The sequence below is a fragment of the Micromonospora sp. BL4 genome, from assembly GCF_003667505.1.
Classification (GTDB): Bacteria; Actinomycetota; Actinomycetes; order Mycobacteriales; family Micromonosporaceae; genus Micromonospora.
Genome location: NZ_RCVJ01000171.1, coordinates 62,088 through 77,519, shown reverse-complemented (window position 1 = coordinate 77,519; position 15,432 = coordinate 62,088). Strand labels below are relative to the sequence as shown.

At 72.9% G+C, this 15,432-nt stretch carries 12 protein-coding genes; 6 read left to right on the top strand and 6 right to left on the bottom strand.

Translation table 11 applies throughout. The features are described from left to right. The 6 genes from EAD89_RS23435 to EAD89_RS23410 all read right to left on the bottom strand — a co-directional run. A partial coding sequence (locus tag EAD89_RS23435) for a hypothetical protein (protein WP_199733605.1) occupies window positions 1–276 on the bottom strand: 276 nt, incomplete at its 3' end. A 109-nt stretch (window positions 277–385) separates the two neighbouring features. Continuing rightward, entirely contained in the window at window positions 386–763 is a 378-nt protein-coding gene (locus EAD89_RS23430; protein ID WP_121677221.1) for a DUF742 domain-containing protein, read from the bottom strand. Further along, complete coding sequence (locus tag EAD89_RS23425; protein WP_121652188.1) at window positions 744–1,190, bottom strand: roadblock/LC7 domain-containing protein; 447 nt, start codon at window positions 1,188–1,190, stop codon at window positions 744–746. The genes EAD89_RS23430 and EAD89_RS23425 overlap by 20 nt, the downstream gene beginning before the upstream one ends. Then, window positions 1,187–3,178, bottom strand: a complete 1,992-nt coding sequence (locus EAD89_RS23420; protein ID WP_158610769.1) for a nitrate- and nitrite sensing domain-containing protein — start codon at window positions 3,176–3,178, stop codon at window positions 1,187–1,189. Before EAD89_RS23420 ends, EAD89_RS23425 begins: the two co-directional genes overlap by 4 nt. Window positions 3,179–3,221: 43 nt before the next feature. Next, window positions 3,222–5,798 carry a LuxR family transcriptional regulator gene (locus tag EAD89_RS23415; protein ID WP_199733604.1) on the bottom strand — a complete coding sequence of 859 codons (2,577 nt, stop codon included), beginning with the start codon at window positions 5,796–5,798 and terminating at the stop codon, window positions 3,222–3,224. Window positions 5,799–5,803: 5 nt separating this feature from the next. Beyond that, the gene (locus EAD89_RS23410; protein ID WP_158610768.1) at window positions 5,804–7,069 is read right to left on the bottom strand and encodes an Hsp70 family protein; all 1,266 of its coding nucleotides are present in this window, start codon (window positions 7,067–7,069) and stop codon (window positions 5,804–5,806) included. 300 nt (window positions 7,070–7,369) lie between these two features. Here EAD89_RS23410 and EAD89_RS23405 point away from each other — a divergent pair, with 300 nt between their 5' ends. The 6 genes from EAD89_RS23405 (at window position 7,370) to EAD89_RS23380 (ending at window position 15,431) form a co-directional block, all read left to right on the top strand. Then, a complete protein-coding gene (locus EAD89_RS23405) occupies window positions 7,370–8,278 on the top strand; it encodes an IniB N-terminal domain-containing protein (RefSeq protein WP_121653350.1) in 909 nt (302 codons plus the stop codon). Window positions 8,279–8,393: 115 nt separating this feature from the next. Further along, on the top strand, window positions 8,394–10,250 hold the full coding sequence (locus EAD89_RS23400) for a dynamin family protein (RefSeq protein ID WP_121677218.1): 1,857 nt from the start codon (window positions 8,394–8,396) through the stop codon (window positions 10,248–10,250). Then, window positions 10,247–11,707 carry a GTP-binding protein gene (locus EAD89_RS23395; protein WP_199723332.1) on the top strand — a complete coding sequence of 487 codons (1,461 nt, stop codon included), beginning with the start codon at window positions 10,247–10,249 and terminating at the stop codon, window positions 11,705–11,707. The genes EAD89_RS23400 and EAD89_RS23395 overlap by 4 nt, the downstream gene beginning before the upstream one ends. A 531-nt stretch (window positions 11,708–12,238) precedes the next feature. Next, complete coding sequence (locus EAD89_RS23390) at window positions 12,239–13,483, top strand: ABC transporter substrate-binding protein (protein ID WP_233579007.1); 1,245 nt, start codon at window positions 12,239–12,241, stop codon at window positions 13,481–13,483. A gap of 155 nt (window positions 13,484–13,638) precedes the next feature. Then, on the top strand, window positions 13,639–14,517 hold the full coding sequence (locus EAD89_RS23385; RefSeq protein ID WP_233579001.1) for a carbohydrate ABC transporter permease: 879 nt from the start codon (window positions 13,639–13,641) through the stop codon (window positions 14,515–14,517). A 5-nt stretch (window positions 14,518–14,522) separates the two neighbouring features. After that, window positions 14,523–15,431: a carbohydrate ABC transporter permease gene (locus EAD89_RS23380; protein WP_233578999.1), complete on the top strand. Its 909-nt coding sequence runs from the start codon at window positions 14,523–14,525 to the stop codon at window positions 15,429–15,431. The last annotated feature ends 1 nt before the right edge of the window (window position 15,432 follow it).

Here is a 15,432-nt window from a genome sequence, read left to right as displayed (position 1 = left end):
CGTCGGGCTGGTGGCCGCCGGCCTCGCCTGGGCCGCCCTGGGCGTGTCGGTCGGCAGCGCGTCCACCTGCTCGGCGGAGGGCGGCGGGTCGAGGGTCACCGGCGCCAGCCGTTCCGGCGTGCGCAGCACGCCGACGACGGAGACGACCGTCGCGATCAGCACCCCGAGCGCGGCGATGACGGCGACCCAGGTGGCCCGCGAGACGTCGCTCCGGCCGGTGAGCACCCGCCGTGCGGCTGCGGCGATGGCCACGATCCGGTCCAGCAGAATGATCACCACAGTGCGCCGTGGCTGGGGCGGTGTTGCCGGCACTACCTGTCTCCCCTTCAATTCGTTCCCGGACACGCGCCTGCGTTCCCCCGGTCGGGGGTGCCACCCGTTCCGGTCACAGCGCGCGAAGCCCGACGAGTAACGCCTCAAGCAGGTCCGCGGTCGGCAGCTCCGACAGCGTCGGCGGTTCGTGTGTCTCGATCAGCCCGGCCGTGAGCAGGTCACCGAGGAGGACCCGGACGGTCCCCAGGGGCAGGTCCAACTCGGCGCCGACCTCAGCCACCGACACTGGATGGTGACACAGCTCGACGATCCGCGCCTGTTCGGGGAAGAGCGGCGCAGCAGGCGTGGCCCCCCGCCGGGTGACGACCAGGGAGATCAGGTCGAACCGCCCGCGATCGGTCGCGGTGCGCCCGCCGGTCATGGTGTAGGGGCGGGCCACCGGCCCGGCGTCGTCGTCGTACCACGCCTCGTCAGCGGTGTTGGAGTACACCTGTGTCCCCGCTCCTCGCCGCGGAGGCCGGTTCCAGGGTGACGGGCAGGTGCCGCTCGGCCTGCCCCACGAACAGCGCCACCTCGTACGCCATGTCCCCGACCTCGGCGTCGTCGCCGGCGATCCGAACGGTGAGGATGGTCCCGTTGCGGATGGTGGCGACGAACAGGAACGCCCGCGACATCTGCACCACGATCTGGCGCAGCCCGCCGGCGTCGCAGGTCCGGGTGGCGGCCAACCCCAGCGCCAGCAGACCGGCGACCACGCCGGAGATCTGCTCGGCCAGCTTCGCCTCGACATGCCGGGACCCGCCCAGCGGCAGCCCGTCCGGAGAGAGCACCACGGCGAACTCCGCGCCGCGCACCCGGTCGACCAGGCGGTCCAGGGCGCCGGTCAGGCTGTCTCCGGTGACCACTGCATGCGTCATCGCTGTCTCCTTGCTGCTCTCGCGACCGGCAGCTCGACGGTGTCGGGGCCGGTGGTGCCGGGTTCGGGCCCGGTCGGTCCGGGTTGGCGGGTCCGTACCGGCAGCCCGCCGTGGTTCCCCGGGGCCGGCCCGTCGGCTGCGGCCCGGCCCGGCCGCTGCGCGGCGTCGCGCGGTGCCGTGGCTGGTCCGCCACCGGCGCCGGTGACCGTGACCAGCCGGGCCGGAAGAACCACGATCGCGGCCGTCCCGCCGCGTTGGCTGGGACGCAGCGACACCTGCGCGCCACAGTGGGCGGCGAGCACGGCAACGGTGTAGAGCCCGGTCGGGCCGGCGGGCGGGCCGCCCGGGGGCGGGTTGCCGAGCAGGTGGTTCGCCTCGGCCAACGTGGTCGCGTCGAGGCCCGGGCCGTCGTCGACGACCACGACCGCGCAGCCCTGTGGCCGGTGCTCACCGCCGACCCGGACGGTGGTCTCCGCCGGCGAGAAGGCCAGCGCGTTCTCGATCAGCTCGGCCAGCAGGTGGATGACGTCCGTGACGGCGGGGCCCGCGAGCGACCAGGGCCAGTGCGGTGCGATCAGCACCCGGTGGTAGTCCGGCACCTCGGCGACCGCACCGCGTGCGACGTCGAGCAGGGGCACCGGGCGCCGCCACCGGCGGGCCGGCGCTGCGCCGGCCAGCGCGATCAGCTTTTCCACGTTGCGCCGGACACGGGTGGTGAGGTGGTCGAGGCGGAACAGCTCGTCGGTCTCCTCGGCGGCCCGCTCCCGCCGCTGCATACCGTCCAGCAGGTTGAGCTGATCGCGGAGCAGGGCCTGGTTACGCCGGGTGAGGTGCAGGAACAGGTCCCGGGTGGCGCGCTCCGGCGCCGTGGCGTCGCGGGACCGGTCCGGGGTCTCGACGGCCGCCGGGACGGCGGGTCGGGCGGGCGCCGCAGCGGGCGGTGGCTCCTGCAAGCGGCGGTCGGCGCCCGGCCGGGCCAGCTCGTCGGTCAGCCGGCGGACGGCGCTGGCCCAGCTCAGCAGCACCACGATCACCGCGATGAGGCCGAGCCCCACCACGGCGCCGGTGCGCGCGACGAGCCCGGCGGCGCCCGGGGTGGCCCGCTCGACACTGCTGCGGGCCGTCGTGGTCACCAGCTCGTGCAGGGCGCCGAGGGCGGCGTCCGCCGCCGCCCGCCAGGCCGGGATGGTGACCCCGCTCAGGGGGGTCGCTTCGCCCGTCCGCAGCAGCACGTCCTCCAGGGCGAGCAGGTCCGCGAACCGTGGACCCGCCGTGAGCCGCTGATGGGTTCCCGGGTCGTCGACCGGCAGGCCGGCGGTCGCCTCGGCGCCCGCGTACCGCTGGTTGCTGACCAGGTCGGCCAGCCGGCGCCGCTCATCGGCGGAGATCCGGCCAGCTGCCAGGGCGGCGCTGACCAGGGTGTCCTCCCGGGCCAGCAGTTCACGGGCGCGGGCCAGCGCGATGACCGCGCGGGTGTCGACGGCGAGCGCGCTCTCGTACGCGCCCCACTCCGGGCCGTAGACGGCGAAGGCGGCGTCGACGAGCTGGTCGTACCCTTCGACCGCCTCGGCGCGGTCGAGCCGCTCGGCGTCCACCTGGGACCGCACGGCGCTCAGGCCGTTCAGCCGCCGACCCAGCTCGTCGGCCCGTTCGCGGACGGCGCCGGCGGTGAGCAGCCGCAGGTCGCTGCCCTCGGTGAACGCGCGGATGTCGGCGACCGCCCGGTCGGTCCCCGCACGTGCTCCGGTGAGCGCGGCCCCCGGCCGCCCCGCTGCGGCGATCGTCTCGGCGGTCAACCGGCGCTCGGTCTGCAGGCTCTGGATCAGCCGGTCGACGGGCTGGCCCAGGGTGTCCGCCAGGGCCCGTACCCGGAGCAGGTCAGCCGCGTCCTGGACGGTGAGGTAGGCCGCGTACGACCAGAGCGTGACCAGCACCGCCGCCAGCGCGACGAGCCGGATCCGGATCGGCCGGTCCGCGGGCCGCGTCACGGCGCGCTCCGCTCGGTCCACGGGCGTCCACCACGCGGGCGCGTCATCGGGCCGACCGCTGCGGCCACGGCTGACCGGCCGCGTTGCTGGCCCGGTCGGCGAGCATGGTGCGCAGCAGCGCCAGCAGCTCGGTGCGGTTGGCGCAGTTGAGCCGGTTGCGCATCCGGGCCACGTGGTGCTCCACGGTCTTGGCCGAGATGAAGAGCCGGTCGCCGATCTCGCGGTAGGTCAGCCCGGCCAGCACCAGCTCGGCCACCTCGTATTCGCGGTCGCTGAGCCCCTGCTGGGCGGGGGCGGCGGTGGCGTCGGCCACCTGGGTGGCGCCCTCGCCGGTGGCGGGCCGCTGCCCGCCGTTGGGGGCGGCCGACCGGCCCTGAAAAACGCGGGCGCACTCCAGCAGGGTGGTCATCGCCCGCCGGTCCGAGGTGCGGATCGCGGCCTGCCCGGCGAGGCGAGCGCCGTCCCAGCACAGCCCGGTGTCGTGCAGCCCCCGGGCGGCGGCCTCCACCCGGACCGGGTCGACCACGCCCCGCAGCACCTCCACCCAGCTCTCGGCGGCCGCGGCGACCACGGCCGCGTACCGGCTGTGGTCGGCGGCGGCGAGCAGGGCGGCGACGTGTTCGTCGGCGGCCACCGGCTCGTCGGTCAGGATCGCGGCGTGCAGCCCGCTCCAGTGCAGCGGGACGCTCCACAGTGCCGGCTCCCCGAGCCGACCGAGCAGCGCGCGGCCCTCCCGCAGGTACGGCTCCAGCCGGGCCAGGTCACCCAGCCGGGCGCCCGCGATGGCGAGCTCCCCCAGGGGAAGCAGCGCGAACAGGTCGACGGGGTGCCGAACGACCGCCTCCAGCGCCTGCCCCCACCCGCGTTTGAGCGCGCCGAGGTCGCTGTTGCGCCGGGCGATGCCCATCTGCAGCGCGGCGGCGAAGAGCTGGTCGCGTGACTCCAGCGGTCGCCCGTCGGCCGCCACCGTGGCGAGGTGCTCGGCCGCGGCGAGCGTCTGGCCCCGGACCATCAGGATCCACGCCTGCAACAGGAGGTGACGGCGGGCCATCAGCGGACCGCCGACACCGACCGCCAGGGCCCGGTGCAGCACCCGTTCGGCGATGTCCAGCTCACCGCAGTGCACGGCGGTGAGGGCGGCCAGCGCGGCGGGGCTGTCCGGCAGGAGGGCGGCCCGCCCGTCCGGTTCGAGCAGCGCGGCGGCCTGCACGAGCGCCGACAGCGCGGCGGTCGGCGTGCCCGTGACGCTCTCGCGTACCCCGTCGGCCATCAGCCGGGCGGCGCTGGCGTGCAGCGTGGGTGGTTCGCCGGCCGGGTCGCCCGCCGGCGGCTCGGCAGCGGCGGCCGGGGCGCCGGTGGCGAGCCCGCCGACGGTGGCGAACGCCAGCGCCGACGAGGTCCCCGCCCACCGGTACAGCTCCACGCTGCGGTCGGCGTGACCACGGTGCGCGAGGGCGGTGGCGGCCACCATGGCGGCCTCGGTCCGGTCGGCGGGAGCGGCCACGGCCAGTAGCCGGTCCGCCAGCCGCAGGGCGCCGTCGAGGTTGCCGGCGAGCGCGGCGGCGAGCGCCTGCCGGGCGCTGGCCGGCCAGCCGGCCGCCGTGGCGGCGGCGAACAACTCGGCGGCGAAGGCCGGGTCGTCGGCCAGCGCCTCCTCCGCGGCGGCTGCCAACGTCGGGGCCGGGCAGTCACCGAGCACACCCACCGCGAGCAGGGACCGGACCAGCGGCAGCACCGCGCCGCCCCGGGCGAGCTGCAACTCGGTGAGCCGGCGCCAGACGGCGGTACGGTCCGTCGCCGGGCTGAGAGCGGTGACGGCTCGCCGGACGATCGGCGCGAGCCGGCCATCGGCGCCGAGCAGCCCGGCGGCCCTGGTCGTCGCGATCAACTCATCCACCGCCTCCGGCTCCCGACCGAGGAGCGCGCCGAGCATGCTCACCGGCAGCGGCACGCCGGCCGCGACGGCGAGCAGCAGTCGCCGGACATCGGCGGGCAGAACCTCCAGGGCCGGCCCGAACTCCAGCACGACGGGCCGGGGTGGCTCGGCCGGGACGCCGGTGAGGTTCTCCGGCCCGCCCAGGCCGCGGGCCAGCCGCTCGACGTCCCGGGGTACGCCGGCGGTCTGCGCGTGCACGAAGTCGACCAGGTCGGCCCGCCGGCCCAGTTCGGGCACGGTGGCGAGATAGGCCGCGGTCTGCTCCCGGGTGAACGCGGTGAGCAGCAGGGACCGCCCGTCCCGGCGCAGGGCGTCGACCAGCTCGGTGAGGGCCGCCGACCGGGGCCACGGGCGGTGGGCGACCACCAGCCGGTGCCGGCGGGTGGTCACCAGCCGCAGCAACGCCCCGAGTCGTGCGTCGTCGAGCAGGTGCGCGTCGTCGACCAGCACCAGTGTGTGGGGGTCGACCGGTTCGTCCGGCTCCGGGGCGCCCGTGCGTACGGCGATGCCGGCCCGCTGGTGGATCCGCGCCAGCTCATCGAGCAGCGCGGTCTTGCCGTGGCCGCCCGGCCCGGCCAGGCCGACGGTGAGCGGACCGGTCGGGTCCTGCGCGACCATCTCCAGCAGGGCGGCCGGCCCCTTGCCCAGGACCAACCTGGACTCGGCGACATCGTTCATGATCATTATGGTCATCCTTCGCGTCCCCGGCTTCGAGCCAGCGCCAGGCGGGACGGCTTCGGCAGTTCCAGTGGGAGGATCCGGACCGGAGGGCGGGGTGGCGGATCGCCCGGGACGATGGTGTCGTGGTGCGGACGGCGCATCGCGGGGATGGTGGCCCGGCCGGCACCGGAGGTCGGCGCCGGTTCGCGTACCGGCTCCGGCCGGCGGGGGCGCGGTGACACGACCTGACAGGCGGCCATCGCCGCCCCGGTGGCGGCGGTGAGCTGGGAGTCCGGCTCCACCTCGACGGGGACCGGTAGCGCCGCGGTGATCAGCTCGGTGACGAGCGGGATGCGGGCGGACCCGCCGGCGAGCAGGACGCCGTCGAGCTGCCCCGGCGCCAGCCCGGCGCCGCGCACGGTCCGCAGCAGGAGGTCGACGGTGGCCTGCACCGTCGGGCGGATCATGCCTTCGAACTGCGCCCGGGTCACCGGGACCCGCACCGGGCCGCTCGGCAGGGTCAGCACCACGTCGGCTGCCAGGTCGACGGTCAGCTCCCGCTTGACCCGGTCGCACTCCGGCAGGAGCCCGCGCAGGGCGGCCTGGGCGCCCCGGCGTGCGGTGGCGGCCAACTCCCGGGCCAGCACGGTCCGTACGTGCCCGGCCAGCGCCTCGTCGAAGTCCGTGCCGCCGATGGGGTCGAGGCCCTGCGGAACGCCGAAGCTCTCGTACGTGCCGCGCGAGGTGCGGCGCACCAGGGCCGCCTCGAAACTGTTGCCACCCAGCGCGTAGACAGCGGCCGTGGTGCCCGCGAACCCGCGCGCCGCGTGGCTCTCGGCCACTGTGACCGTGCGGGGCAGCAGCGTCACGTTGCGCAGGCCGAGGTCGAACAGCGCCCGGTGCAGCAGGTCCCGCCGGTACGGGCGCCAGCCCGCCGGGTGGCTGAGCACGGCCGCCTCGGCCGGGCCGCCCTCGAAGGCGTACACCCGCTCCACCACCCACGTCGCCAACTCGGCGGTCAGCGTCTGCGGCGCGCACGCTTCGCCACCGAGCAGCAGGGGCACGTCGTCGCCGATCCGGCGAACGAAGTCCCTGGTGGTGCGGCTGCCGTCGTCGGTCGTGGGCTCACCGACATGCAGCGAGCCGTCCTCCGACAGGTGCAGCACCGACGGTACGAGGGCCGAGCCGGCGTGCAGGGGGACCGCCTCGGGACGCGTCCAGGTCGTGCCGTGCCGCCGAGCGACGGCAACGGCGGTGTTGGTGTTTCCGATGTCTATCCCCAGGACGTACGGCATCCGTCTCATCTCTCCCCGTGAGTTGGCCGGCCGGTGGCGATCGCTGCGGCGCTGCCCGGCGATCCACCCCCGGCGAACCCCCGCGGGCTCCTACGTTCGTACCAGAGATCGCTCCCTGGTCGGGACCCTAATCTGGCCGGGACGGTTTCCCCCAGTCCCCCTAACGTACGAGGTAGCGGAGACCCTAATGCAGCGGCACAGGATGCGGGCCGAGCCCCGATGTCCGGGGTCGCTCCCCGCCATAACGTCTCTGTCGACGAACGACGGTCGCTGACGCCACATCCGAGGAGAACCCGGCACATGGACTCGAACCAGACCCTCCACGACTTCGTGCTCGACCTGCTGACGAACCCCGACGCGCGGTCGGCCTTCGACCTCGACCCGGAGGGCGCGCTGAACGCCGCGGGCCTCACCGACATCACGGCCGCCGACGTGCAGGACGTGGTTCCGCTGGTCGTCGACTACGCCCCGGGCCAGGGCCTCGCGCCGCTCGCCCCGGTCGGGCAGCTCGGGTTCGACCCGCTGGTGACCGACGCCACCGACGTGGTCGGTCAGCTCCAGAGCGTGGCGCAGCAGATCAGCATCACCAGTGCTCCCACCGGTCTGGACGTCAAGGCCGGCGTGCTGGGCGCCATCGCGGTCGACCCGGCGACGGTCGCCGCCGGCGTCACCGTGCTGCCGGGGATCGGCGTGGGTGTCGGTCCGAACGGCCTGGACACCGACCTGACCGGTGTGTCCGACGTGGCGCACACCCTCGACGCCGACGTGGTGGAGCCGGTGGACGGCATTGTGGACCCGGTTGTCGGTGACGTCACCGGCACGGTGGGTAGCTCCACGGGCCTGATCGGCGTCACCGACCAGGGCCCGCTCGGCGGCGACCTGCTCGGCGGTGACCTGACCGGTGGTCTGCTCTCGGGCACCGAGGGTCACCTCGGCGGTGTCGTCGATTCCCTCGGTGTCGACGACACCCTGGGGGGGCTGGGCCTGGGTGACGGCGACGGTGTCGTCGGCGGCGTGGTCGCGCCGCTCGACGTGCCGTCCGTGGTCGGCGGCGTGACGCACCAGGTGGACGGGCTCGTGCCCGGCGTCACCGGCACGGTCGGCGACGTGACCGGCGGCCTCACCGACGGCGTGCTGGGCGACTCCCACGACGGCGGGCACGCCGCGTCGGACAACGGGCTGCTGGGCATCACCGGCGGTCTGCTCTGACGGGGATTCCCGGTAGGAACGAGGGGCCGGATCGTCTCGGGCGATCCGGCCCTCTCCGGTTCCACATCCGGTCCCTCTTGATAATTGAGCCGAAATCCGCACACTTGGTGCGGTGATGGCGGGGATCTGGTTGGACGTGCTGGACGAAATCGCCCGCACGTGCAACGCACACGGCCGAGGTGATCTGCTCCAGACGGTGCGGCAGAAGCGTGCGCAACTGCTGGACCCGAAACTCCGCGTCCTGGTCATCGGTGAGCCGAACCAGGGCAAGAGCCAGCTGATCAACGCGATCATCAACGCGCCGGCCTGCCCGGTCGGCGACGGGCGCACCACCGTCCTGCCGACCGTGGTGCAGCACGCCGAGGCTCCGTCCGCCGCCGTGGTCCAGGCGCCGCCACCGGCCCCGGGCCGGCCCGCCGGCGGCGCGCCCGCGGCGATCGTCGAGCGGTCCCCGGTGGCGCTCGACCAGGTCGCGGCCGGTGTGGCCGGCGCGGTCGGGCGTCGGCCGGGGGGTGGCCCGGCGTACGTCGAGATCGGGCTGCCCCGCGCCCTGCTCGGCGCCGGACTGGTGCTGGTGGACACTCCCGGCACCGACGAGATCGCCACGCTCGGCGGCAACGCCCCGGTCGCCGCTCCCGCCCGTGCGGACACCGTGCTGCTGGTCTCCGACTCCACACGGGAACTGTCGGTCACCGAGTTGGACATGCTGCTGCACGTCATGCGCTCGCATCCGAACGTGGTCGTGGTGCAGAGCAAGACCGATGTCGTGGCGGACTGGCGCGCGGTCGCCGAGCGCAACCGACAGCACCTGGCCGACGCCGGAGTCCCGGCGCCGGTCATCCCGGTCTCGGCGGCGCTACGGCTGCGCGCGGCCGCGGCCAACGACCGTGGCCTCAACGCCGAGTCCGGCTTTCCCGCCCTGATCGCCCGGTTGCAGCGGGACCTGACCGGCAAGGCCGATCAGCTGGCCCGGGCCTCGGTGCAGGGGGTGGCCCGGACGGTGGTGGAGCAGTTGGCCGCGCCGTTGCGCGCCGAGCTGGCGACCCAGGAGGCCGAGGAGCAGTCCGGGCCGATCTCCCGGCTGCACGCGGCCCAGCGTGAGGTCGACGAGCTGCGCCGCTGCTCCACCCGGTGGCAGAACACCCTCACCGACGAAATGGCCGACCTGCTCTCGGACATCGAGTACGACCTGCGCGACCGGACCCGGCAGATCCTGCGCACCGTGGACGAGGCGTTCGACACGGCCGATCCGTTGGTCGCCTGGGACACCTTCGAGGACTGGCTGCAGCGGAGCCTGGTGGAGGCGGCGGAGGCGAACCACGAGTGGCTGATCCAGCGCTGCGACTGGATCGCCCGGCGGGTGGCCGCCAACTTCGCCCGGTACGGCTACGACGTGTTGCCGCCCTGGTCGATGACGATGCCCGAGGACCTCGGTGGCCGGCTGCCGGAGCTGGAACGGCCGAACATCGACCGGTTCACCACGGGTCAGAAGCTGTTCACCGGCATGAAGGGCTCGTACGGCGGCATGCTGATGTTCGGTCTGGCGACAACGTTGGCAGGGATGCCGATGATCAATCCGGTCTCGGTCGGCATCGGCGCGCTGTTCGGTGGCAAGAGCATCCGCGACGAGAGCAAGCAGTTGCTGCGCCGCCGGCAGGCCACCGTCAAGACCGCGATCCAGCGGCACGTCGACGACTTCTTCGTCCGGATGATCAGGGACTGCCGGGACGCCACCCGGCAGGTGCAGCGGATGCTGCGGGACCACTTCACCGGGCTGACCGAGGAACTCCAGGAGGCCATCGTCCAGTCGTTCCGCAGCGCGAAGCAGGAGGCCGACACCGACGCCGCCCTGCGGGACCAGCGGCAGCGTGAGATCCGGCTGAAGATGACCCGGTTGGCGGCGCTCTACGAGCAGGCTCAGCAACTGAGCGGCACCCGTTCGGCCCCGGTGCTGCTGGAGCCTCGGGCGTGACCGTCGGGCTGCGGTTGGACGAGGCCGCGTGGGGGTTGCTGCACCAGGCCATCGACCTCTACCAGGACAATCCCCGGGCGGTCGGGCAGTTGCGGCACCAGGTGGCCCGGTTGGAGCAACCGCTGCGGATCGCGGTCGCGGGCCCGTGGCGTGCCGGCAAGTCGACGGTGCTGAACGCGCTGATGGGGGAGGAGGTCGCGCCGGTCGAGGGAGCCGACGGCGTCTTCACCTGGTACGAGGACGGCGCCCAGCCGCGCGCTACCGCGTACCCGGCCGGCCAGCCTCCGCAGGAGTTGACGGTGGTCAAGTCGGCGACCGGGATGCGGGTGGACCTCGGCTGGGGGGCGGGGGAGGTGCGGGACATCGTGGTGCAGTGGCCGACGCGGGCACTGCGCCAGGTGACCCTGATCGACACGCCGGCGGTCACCGGCGCCGGCGAGCAGGGCCGTGCGCCGGTGATGGACCGGGTGCTGCGCGACGCGGACGCGGTGTTGTACCTGACCCGCGACGGCCGCGACAGCGATCTGCGGGTGCTGGAGTCGGGCCGCGAGAGCGCGGTCGGGCAGGCCGCCCCGGTGAACGTGATCATGGTGCTGTCCCGGGCGGACGAGACCGGTGGCGGCCGGATCGACGGGCTGCTCACCGCCCGCCAGCTGGCCCGGCGCCAGCACCGGGATCCGCGGGTCGGCGCGCTGTGCGTGAACGTGGTGGCGTGCAGCGGGTCGATCGGTCTGGCGGGCAGGATGCTCAGTGAGTCGGATTTCGCCGCGCTCGCGATGCTGGCCCGGGTGTCCCGCGCGGAGCTGGAGGCGCACCTGCTCTCCGCCGACCGCTTCCTCCGTGGCGAGCTGCCGGTACGGCTGGACCCGGAGGTGCGCGCGGCACTGCTGGACCGGTTCGGGCTCTTCGGGATCCGGCTGGCGACCACCCTGGTCCGTAGCGGGTTCGACAGTCGGGTGAAGCTGTCCGCCGAGCTAATCCGGCGTAGCGGGCTCACGGAGCTGCGCGAGTCGATGACCCGCTGCTTCATCGATCGCCGGGACACGCTGAAGGCGCGGTCGGCGTTGGCCGCCGTGGAGGCGCTGGTGCGGGCCGAGCCCGTCCGGGGCGCCGACGAGCTGGTCGGCACGGTCGAGCAGATCCTCGCCGGTGCGCACGAGTTCCGGGAGCTTCGCCTGTTGGTGGCGCTGCGCAACAGCCGGCTCGGCTTCGACGCCGAGCTGGTCGCCGAGGCGCAGCGGCTGATCGGTGGGGACGGCGTCGGGCTGGCCGCCCGGCTCGGCGTCGAGCACGACGCGACCGTGCAGCGGCTCTGGGAGGTCGCCGCCGATGCGCAGTGGCGGTGGCGGGACCGGGCGGAGGACCCGGTGCTGCCACTGGCCCAGCGGCGCGGTGCGCAGGTCGTCGTGCGCAGCTGCGAGGGGATGCTCGCCGAGCTGGCCGCAGGGGGCCGGTGAGATCCACCGGCGTTGCCGGTCTACCGAAACCCTTTCGCAAGCTTTTCAGGAGTCGGGACAGTCGCTCCCGGAAGCAGCTTCTGGGCAGGCCAGGTGCGTTCGTCCGCCCACATTGGACGGTCAAAGGGTCGGCGAGGGTGGTTCAGGTTTTACCCGCCTGACATCTTGCCGAAACCGTTTTCGTGCGCGACGCTAGCGGCGGAACGTGACATCCACCACCCCGGTCGCGGCGGTAACGCGTGATGCGCCAGCCGCGCCGGATCCGGCGGGAGGCGGGGGCGCGATGAGGATGCAGCAATCTCGCGACCTGCCGGACGGTCCCCCGTGGACCGGCACATACGGCTGCCCACAGCAACGCTCAGGCGTAGCGGATCCAGCCCTCCTGAACGACACGAACGAACCAGCAACCGGATTGATCCTCGCTCGCGGGACCCGCGCGGCGGCTCCCTCCGAACGATGAACCCCAGGAGAGGAACCATGAGAAGAACCTTGGGCAGGCGCACTGCTCTGCGTTCACTGGCAGGAGTTCTCGTGGCGGCGCTGACCGTGGGCGTGGCCGCGTGCAGCGGCGACGACGGCGGCGGCACGAGTGCGGCCGAAGCCGGCCCCAACGGCGTCGACGACGGCAGCGAGCTCACCCTCTGGACGCGCGCGCCGCTGGAGAAGCAGGCCAAGCTGCTCGTCGACGCGTACAACGCCGGCCATAAGAACCAGGTCAAGCTGACCGTCGTACCGAACGACGACTACGTCGCGAAGGTCGGTGCGGCGGCAGGTTCGGACGGGCTTCCGGACCTCTTCGCCGCGGACATCGTCTACGTGCCGAACTGGGTGAACCAGGGCCTCTTCCAGGATCTCAGCGCCAACATCGACGGCCTCAGCTTCAAGGACTCCATCAACAAGGGCCACCTCGCGGCCGGCACGATGGACGGCAAGAAGCACGTCCTGCCCTTCGTGCTGGACCTGTCGATGATGTTCTGGAACAAGCAGTTGTTCAAGGACGCCGGGCTCGACCCGGAGAAGGCCCCGGCGACGCTCGAGGAGTACGCCACCGCCGCGAAGGCGGTCCAGGCGACCAAGAAGAACGGCGTGTACGGCACGGCCACCGGCCTGAACTGCGGCGGCTGTCTGGTCTTCACCTGGTTCCCGTCGGTCTGGGCCGCCGGGGGTGAGGTGCTGAGCGAGGACGGCACCGAGGCCAAGCTGGCCGACGATACCGCCCAGAAGGTCTACAGCACCTGGAACGACCTGTGGAAGTCCGGCGCTGTGCTGCCGGCCTCGGCGGGCGAGACCGGCCCGACCTGGACCGCCCCGTTCACCGAGGGCAAGGTCGGTGTGATGCTCTACCCGGCGACGCTGCTCTCCTCCACCCCGTTCGACGTCGGTGTGGCCCCGATCCCCGGCCCCGGCGGTGGCGGCTCGACCTTCGTCGGCGGTGACGGCCTCGGCGTGTCGAAGGACTCGAAGAAGGCGGCACAGGCCTGGAACTTCCTCAGCTGGATGATGTCCGAGGAGGCCCAGGTCGAGGTGCTGGCGAAGAACAAGGACGTGGTGTCCCGCGCCGATCTCGCCAACAACAAGTACGCCGCCGAGGACCCGCGCCTGGTCACCATCAACGAGGCGGCCGGTAAGGGCGACACGCCCGTGGCGATGAACTTCCAGCAGGCGTTCAACGCGCCGAACAGCCCCTGGCTGACCCTCATCCGCAACCGGGTGTTGAACGGCAGCGGCGACCTGCAGAAGGACAACGGCGAGATCACCGCCGTGCTCAAGCAGTAGCTGCCCTTCGCGGGCGTGTGCCGACCAGCGGCTCTCCCGGGCCGGCACACGCCTGCGGAGGCACCCGATCCGCACGTGTCAACGACCGCCCGCCGTCGACCGATCGAGAGGTTCCCATGAGAGTCACCGCACCGTCTCGCCCGCCCAGTGCGGCGATGCGGGACCGTGCCCGTCCACGCGGCCGCCAGGCCCTGCTGGGCTGGCTCTACGCGACACCGACCGCGGTGTTCGTGGCGGCGCTGTTCGCCGTGCCGCTGCTGCTCGTCATCAAGATGTCGGTGTCGAGGTGGCCGCTGCTGACCGGCGACCAGGGAATCAACGCTCCCGACAACTTCGTCAAGGCGGTCAACCACCGGTTCTTCACCGACTCGGTGGTGTTCACCGTCAAGTACACCGTGCTCGCGACCGTGCTGCTGCTGGCCCTCGGCCTGGGGCTGGCCCTGCTCGTGCAGGAGTCGAGCCGGTGGAACAACCTGCTCCGCGCGTCGTTCCTGATTCCGAGCGCCCTCGGGCTGGCGTCGGCGTCGCTGCTGTTCTACGTGCTCTACTCGCCGTACGCGAGCCCGCTGGCGTCGGTGATGGACCGTCTGGGCGTCAGCTTCCTCGGTTCACCGACCGCCGCGCTCATCTCGACGACGTTTCTCATCGTGTGGCGCTACGCGGGCTTCTACATGGTGCTCATGCTGGTCGGCCTGCAGGGCATACCGGCGGACGTGTTCGAGGCCGCGCGCGCCGACGGCGCCAGCCGGTGGCAGACCTTCCGGAAGATCACCCTGCCGCTGCTGCGCCCGACCCTCGCACTGACGACCGTGCTCTGCGTGACCGGTTCCCTGCTCGCCTTCGAGCAGTTCTACATCCTCACCAAGGGCGGTCCGGACAACAGCACGATCACCGTCGTCCAGCTCATCTACATGGTGGCGTTCCAGGGGCAGAACGACCTCGGTGTGGCGGCGGCCCTCTCCGTCATCGTGCTGCTGGCCCTGGTCCTCATCAACGCGCTGCAACTGCGCGCCTTCCGGTCCGAGGAGAGCTGACGTCGATGGTCGCCGTATCCCGTTCCCACACCGCTCGCGGCGGTTCCCTGCCACCCGCGGCGCCCGGCCGCCCCGCCGGACCCAGGGGCCTCACCATCGCCGGCATCGCGCTGCGCACGCCGTACTGGGTGTTCTCCGGATCGGTGGGGTTGATCTTCCTGGCGCCGCTGCTCTGGACGGCCGTCGCCTCGGTGGGCCCGCGCGCCGGCACCAACCAGGTCGACGGCTGGGGCTTCGGCAACTACGAGACGCTGGCCAACTATCAGGCCGGCATCTGGCGCTACCTCGCGAACACGGCCTTCGTCGCCCTGCTCGCGGTCGTCCTGACGCTGCTGATCTCCCTCCTCGGTGGTTACGCGTTCGCCCGGTTCCGCTTCCCCGGCAAGAACATCCTCTTCCTGGTCACGCTCGCCATCCTGATGGTCCCGTACGCGACGCTGCTGATCCCGCTCTATGTGCTGCTCAACCAGGTCGGGCTGGAGAACTCGCTCGTCGGCGTGGCCCTCGTGCTCACGATGTTCCAGCTGCCGTTCTCCACCTTCCTGATGCGCATCTCCTTCGAGGCGGTGCCCCGCGAGATGGACGAGGCCGCGATGGTCGACGGGTGCTCGACGTTCAGCGCTCTGTGGCGGGTGCTGCTGCCCGCGGTGAAGCCGGGCCTCATCACCGTCGGGCTGTTCGCGTTCCTCACCGCGTGGAACGACTTCATGGCGCCGCTGATCCTGATCAACGACAGCGAGCGCATGACCCTTCCGCTCGCCGTGTCCAACCTGCGGGGCCAGGTCCAGGGCGTCGTCGACTACGGCGCGACCGAAGCGGGCGTCGTCGTTCTCGCCCTGCCGTGCATCGTCCTGTTCCTGCTGCTCCAACGACACTACGTGCGCGGCTTCATGTCCGGCGCGATGAAAGGATGAC

What these genes read in the sequence shown, in the direction of transcription:
- EAD89_RS23425 (WP_121652188.1), bottom strand. Translation starts at nt 1,190, where the DNA reads ATGACGCATGCAGTGGTCACCGGAGACAGCCTGACCGGCGCCCTGGAC.
- EAD89_RS23415 (WP_199733604.1), bottom strand. Translation starts at nt 5,798, where the DNA reads ATGATCATGAACGATGTCGCCGAGTCCAGGTTGGTCCTGGGCAAGGGG.
- EAD89_RS23410 (WP_158610768.1), bottom strand. Translation starts at nt 7,069, where the DNA reads ATGCCGTACGTCCTGGGGATAGACATCGGAAACACCAACACCGCCGTT.
- EAD89_RS23405 (WP_121653350.1), top strand. Translation starts at nt 7,370, where the DNA reads ATGGACTCGAACCAGACCCTCCACGACTTCGTGCTCGACCTGCTGACG.
- EAD89_RS23400 (WP_121677218.1), top strand. Translation starts at nt 8,394, where the DNA reads ATGGCGGGGATCTGGTTGGACGTGCTGGACGAAATCGCCCGCACGTGC.
- EAD89_RS23385 (WP_233579001.1), top strand. Translation starts at nt 13,639, where the DNA reads ATGCGGGACCGTGCCCGTCCACGCGGCCGCCAGGCCCTGCTGGGCTGG.
- EAD89_RS23380 (WP_233578999.1), top strand. Translation starts at nt 14,523, where the DNA reads ATGGTCGCCGTATCCCGTTCCCACACCGCTCGCGGCGGTTCCCTGCCA.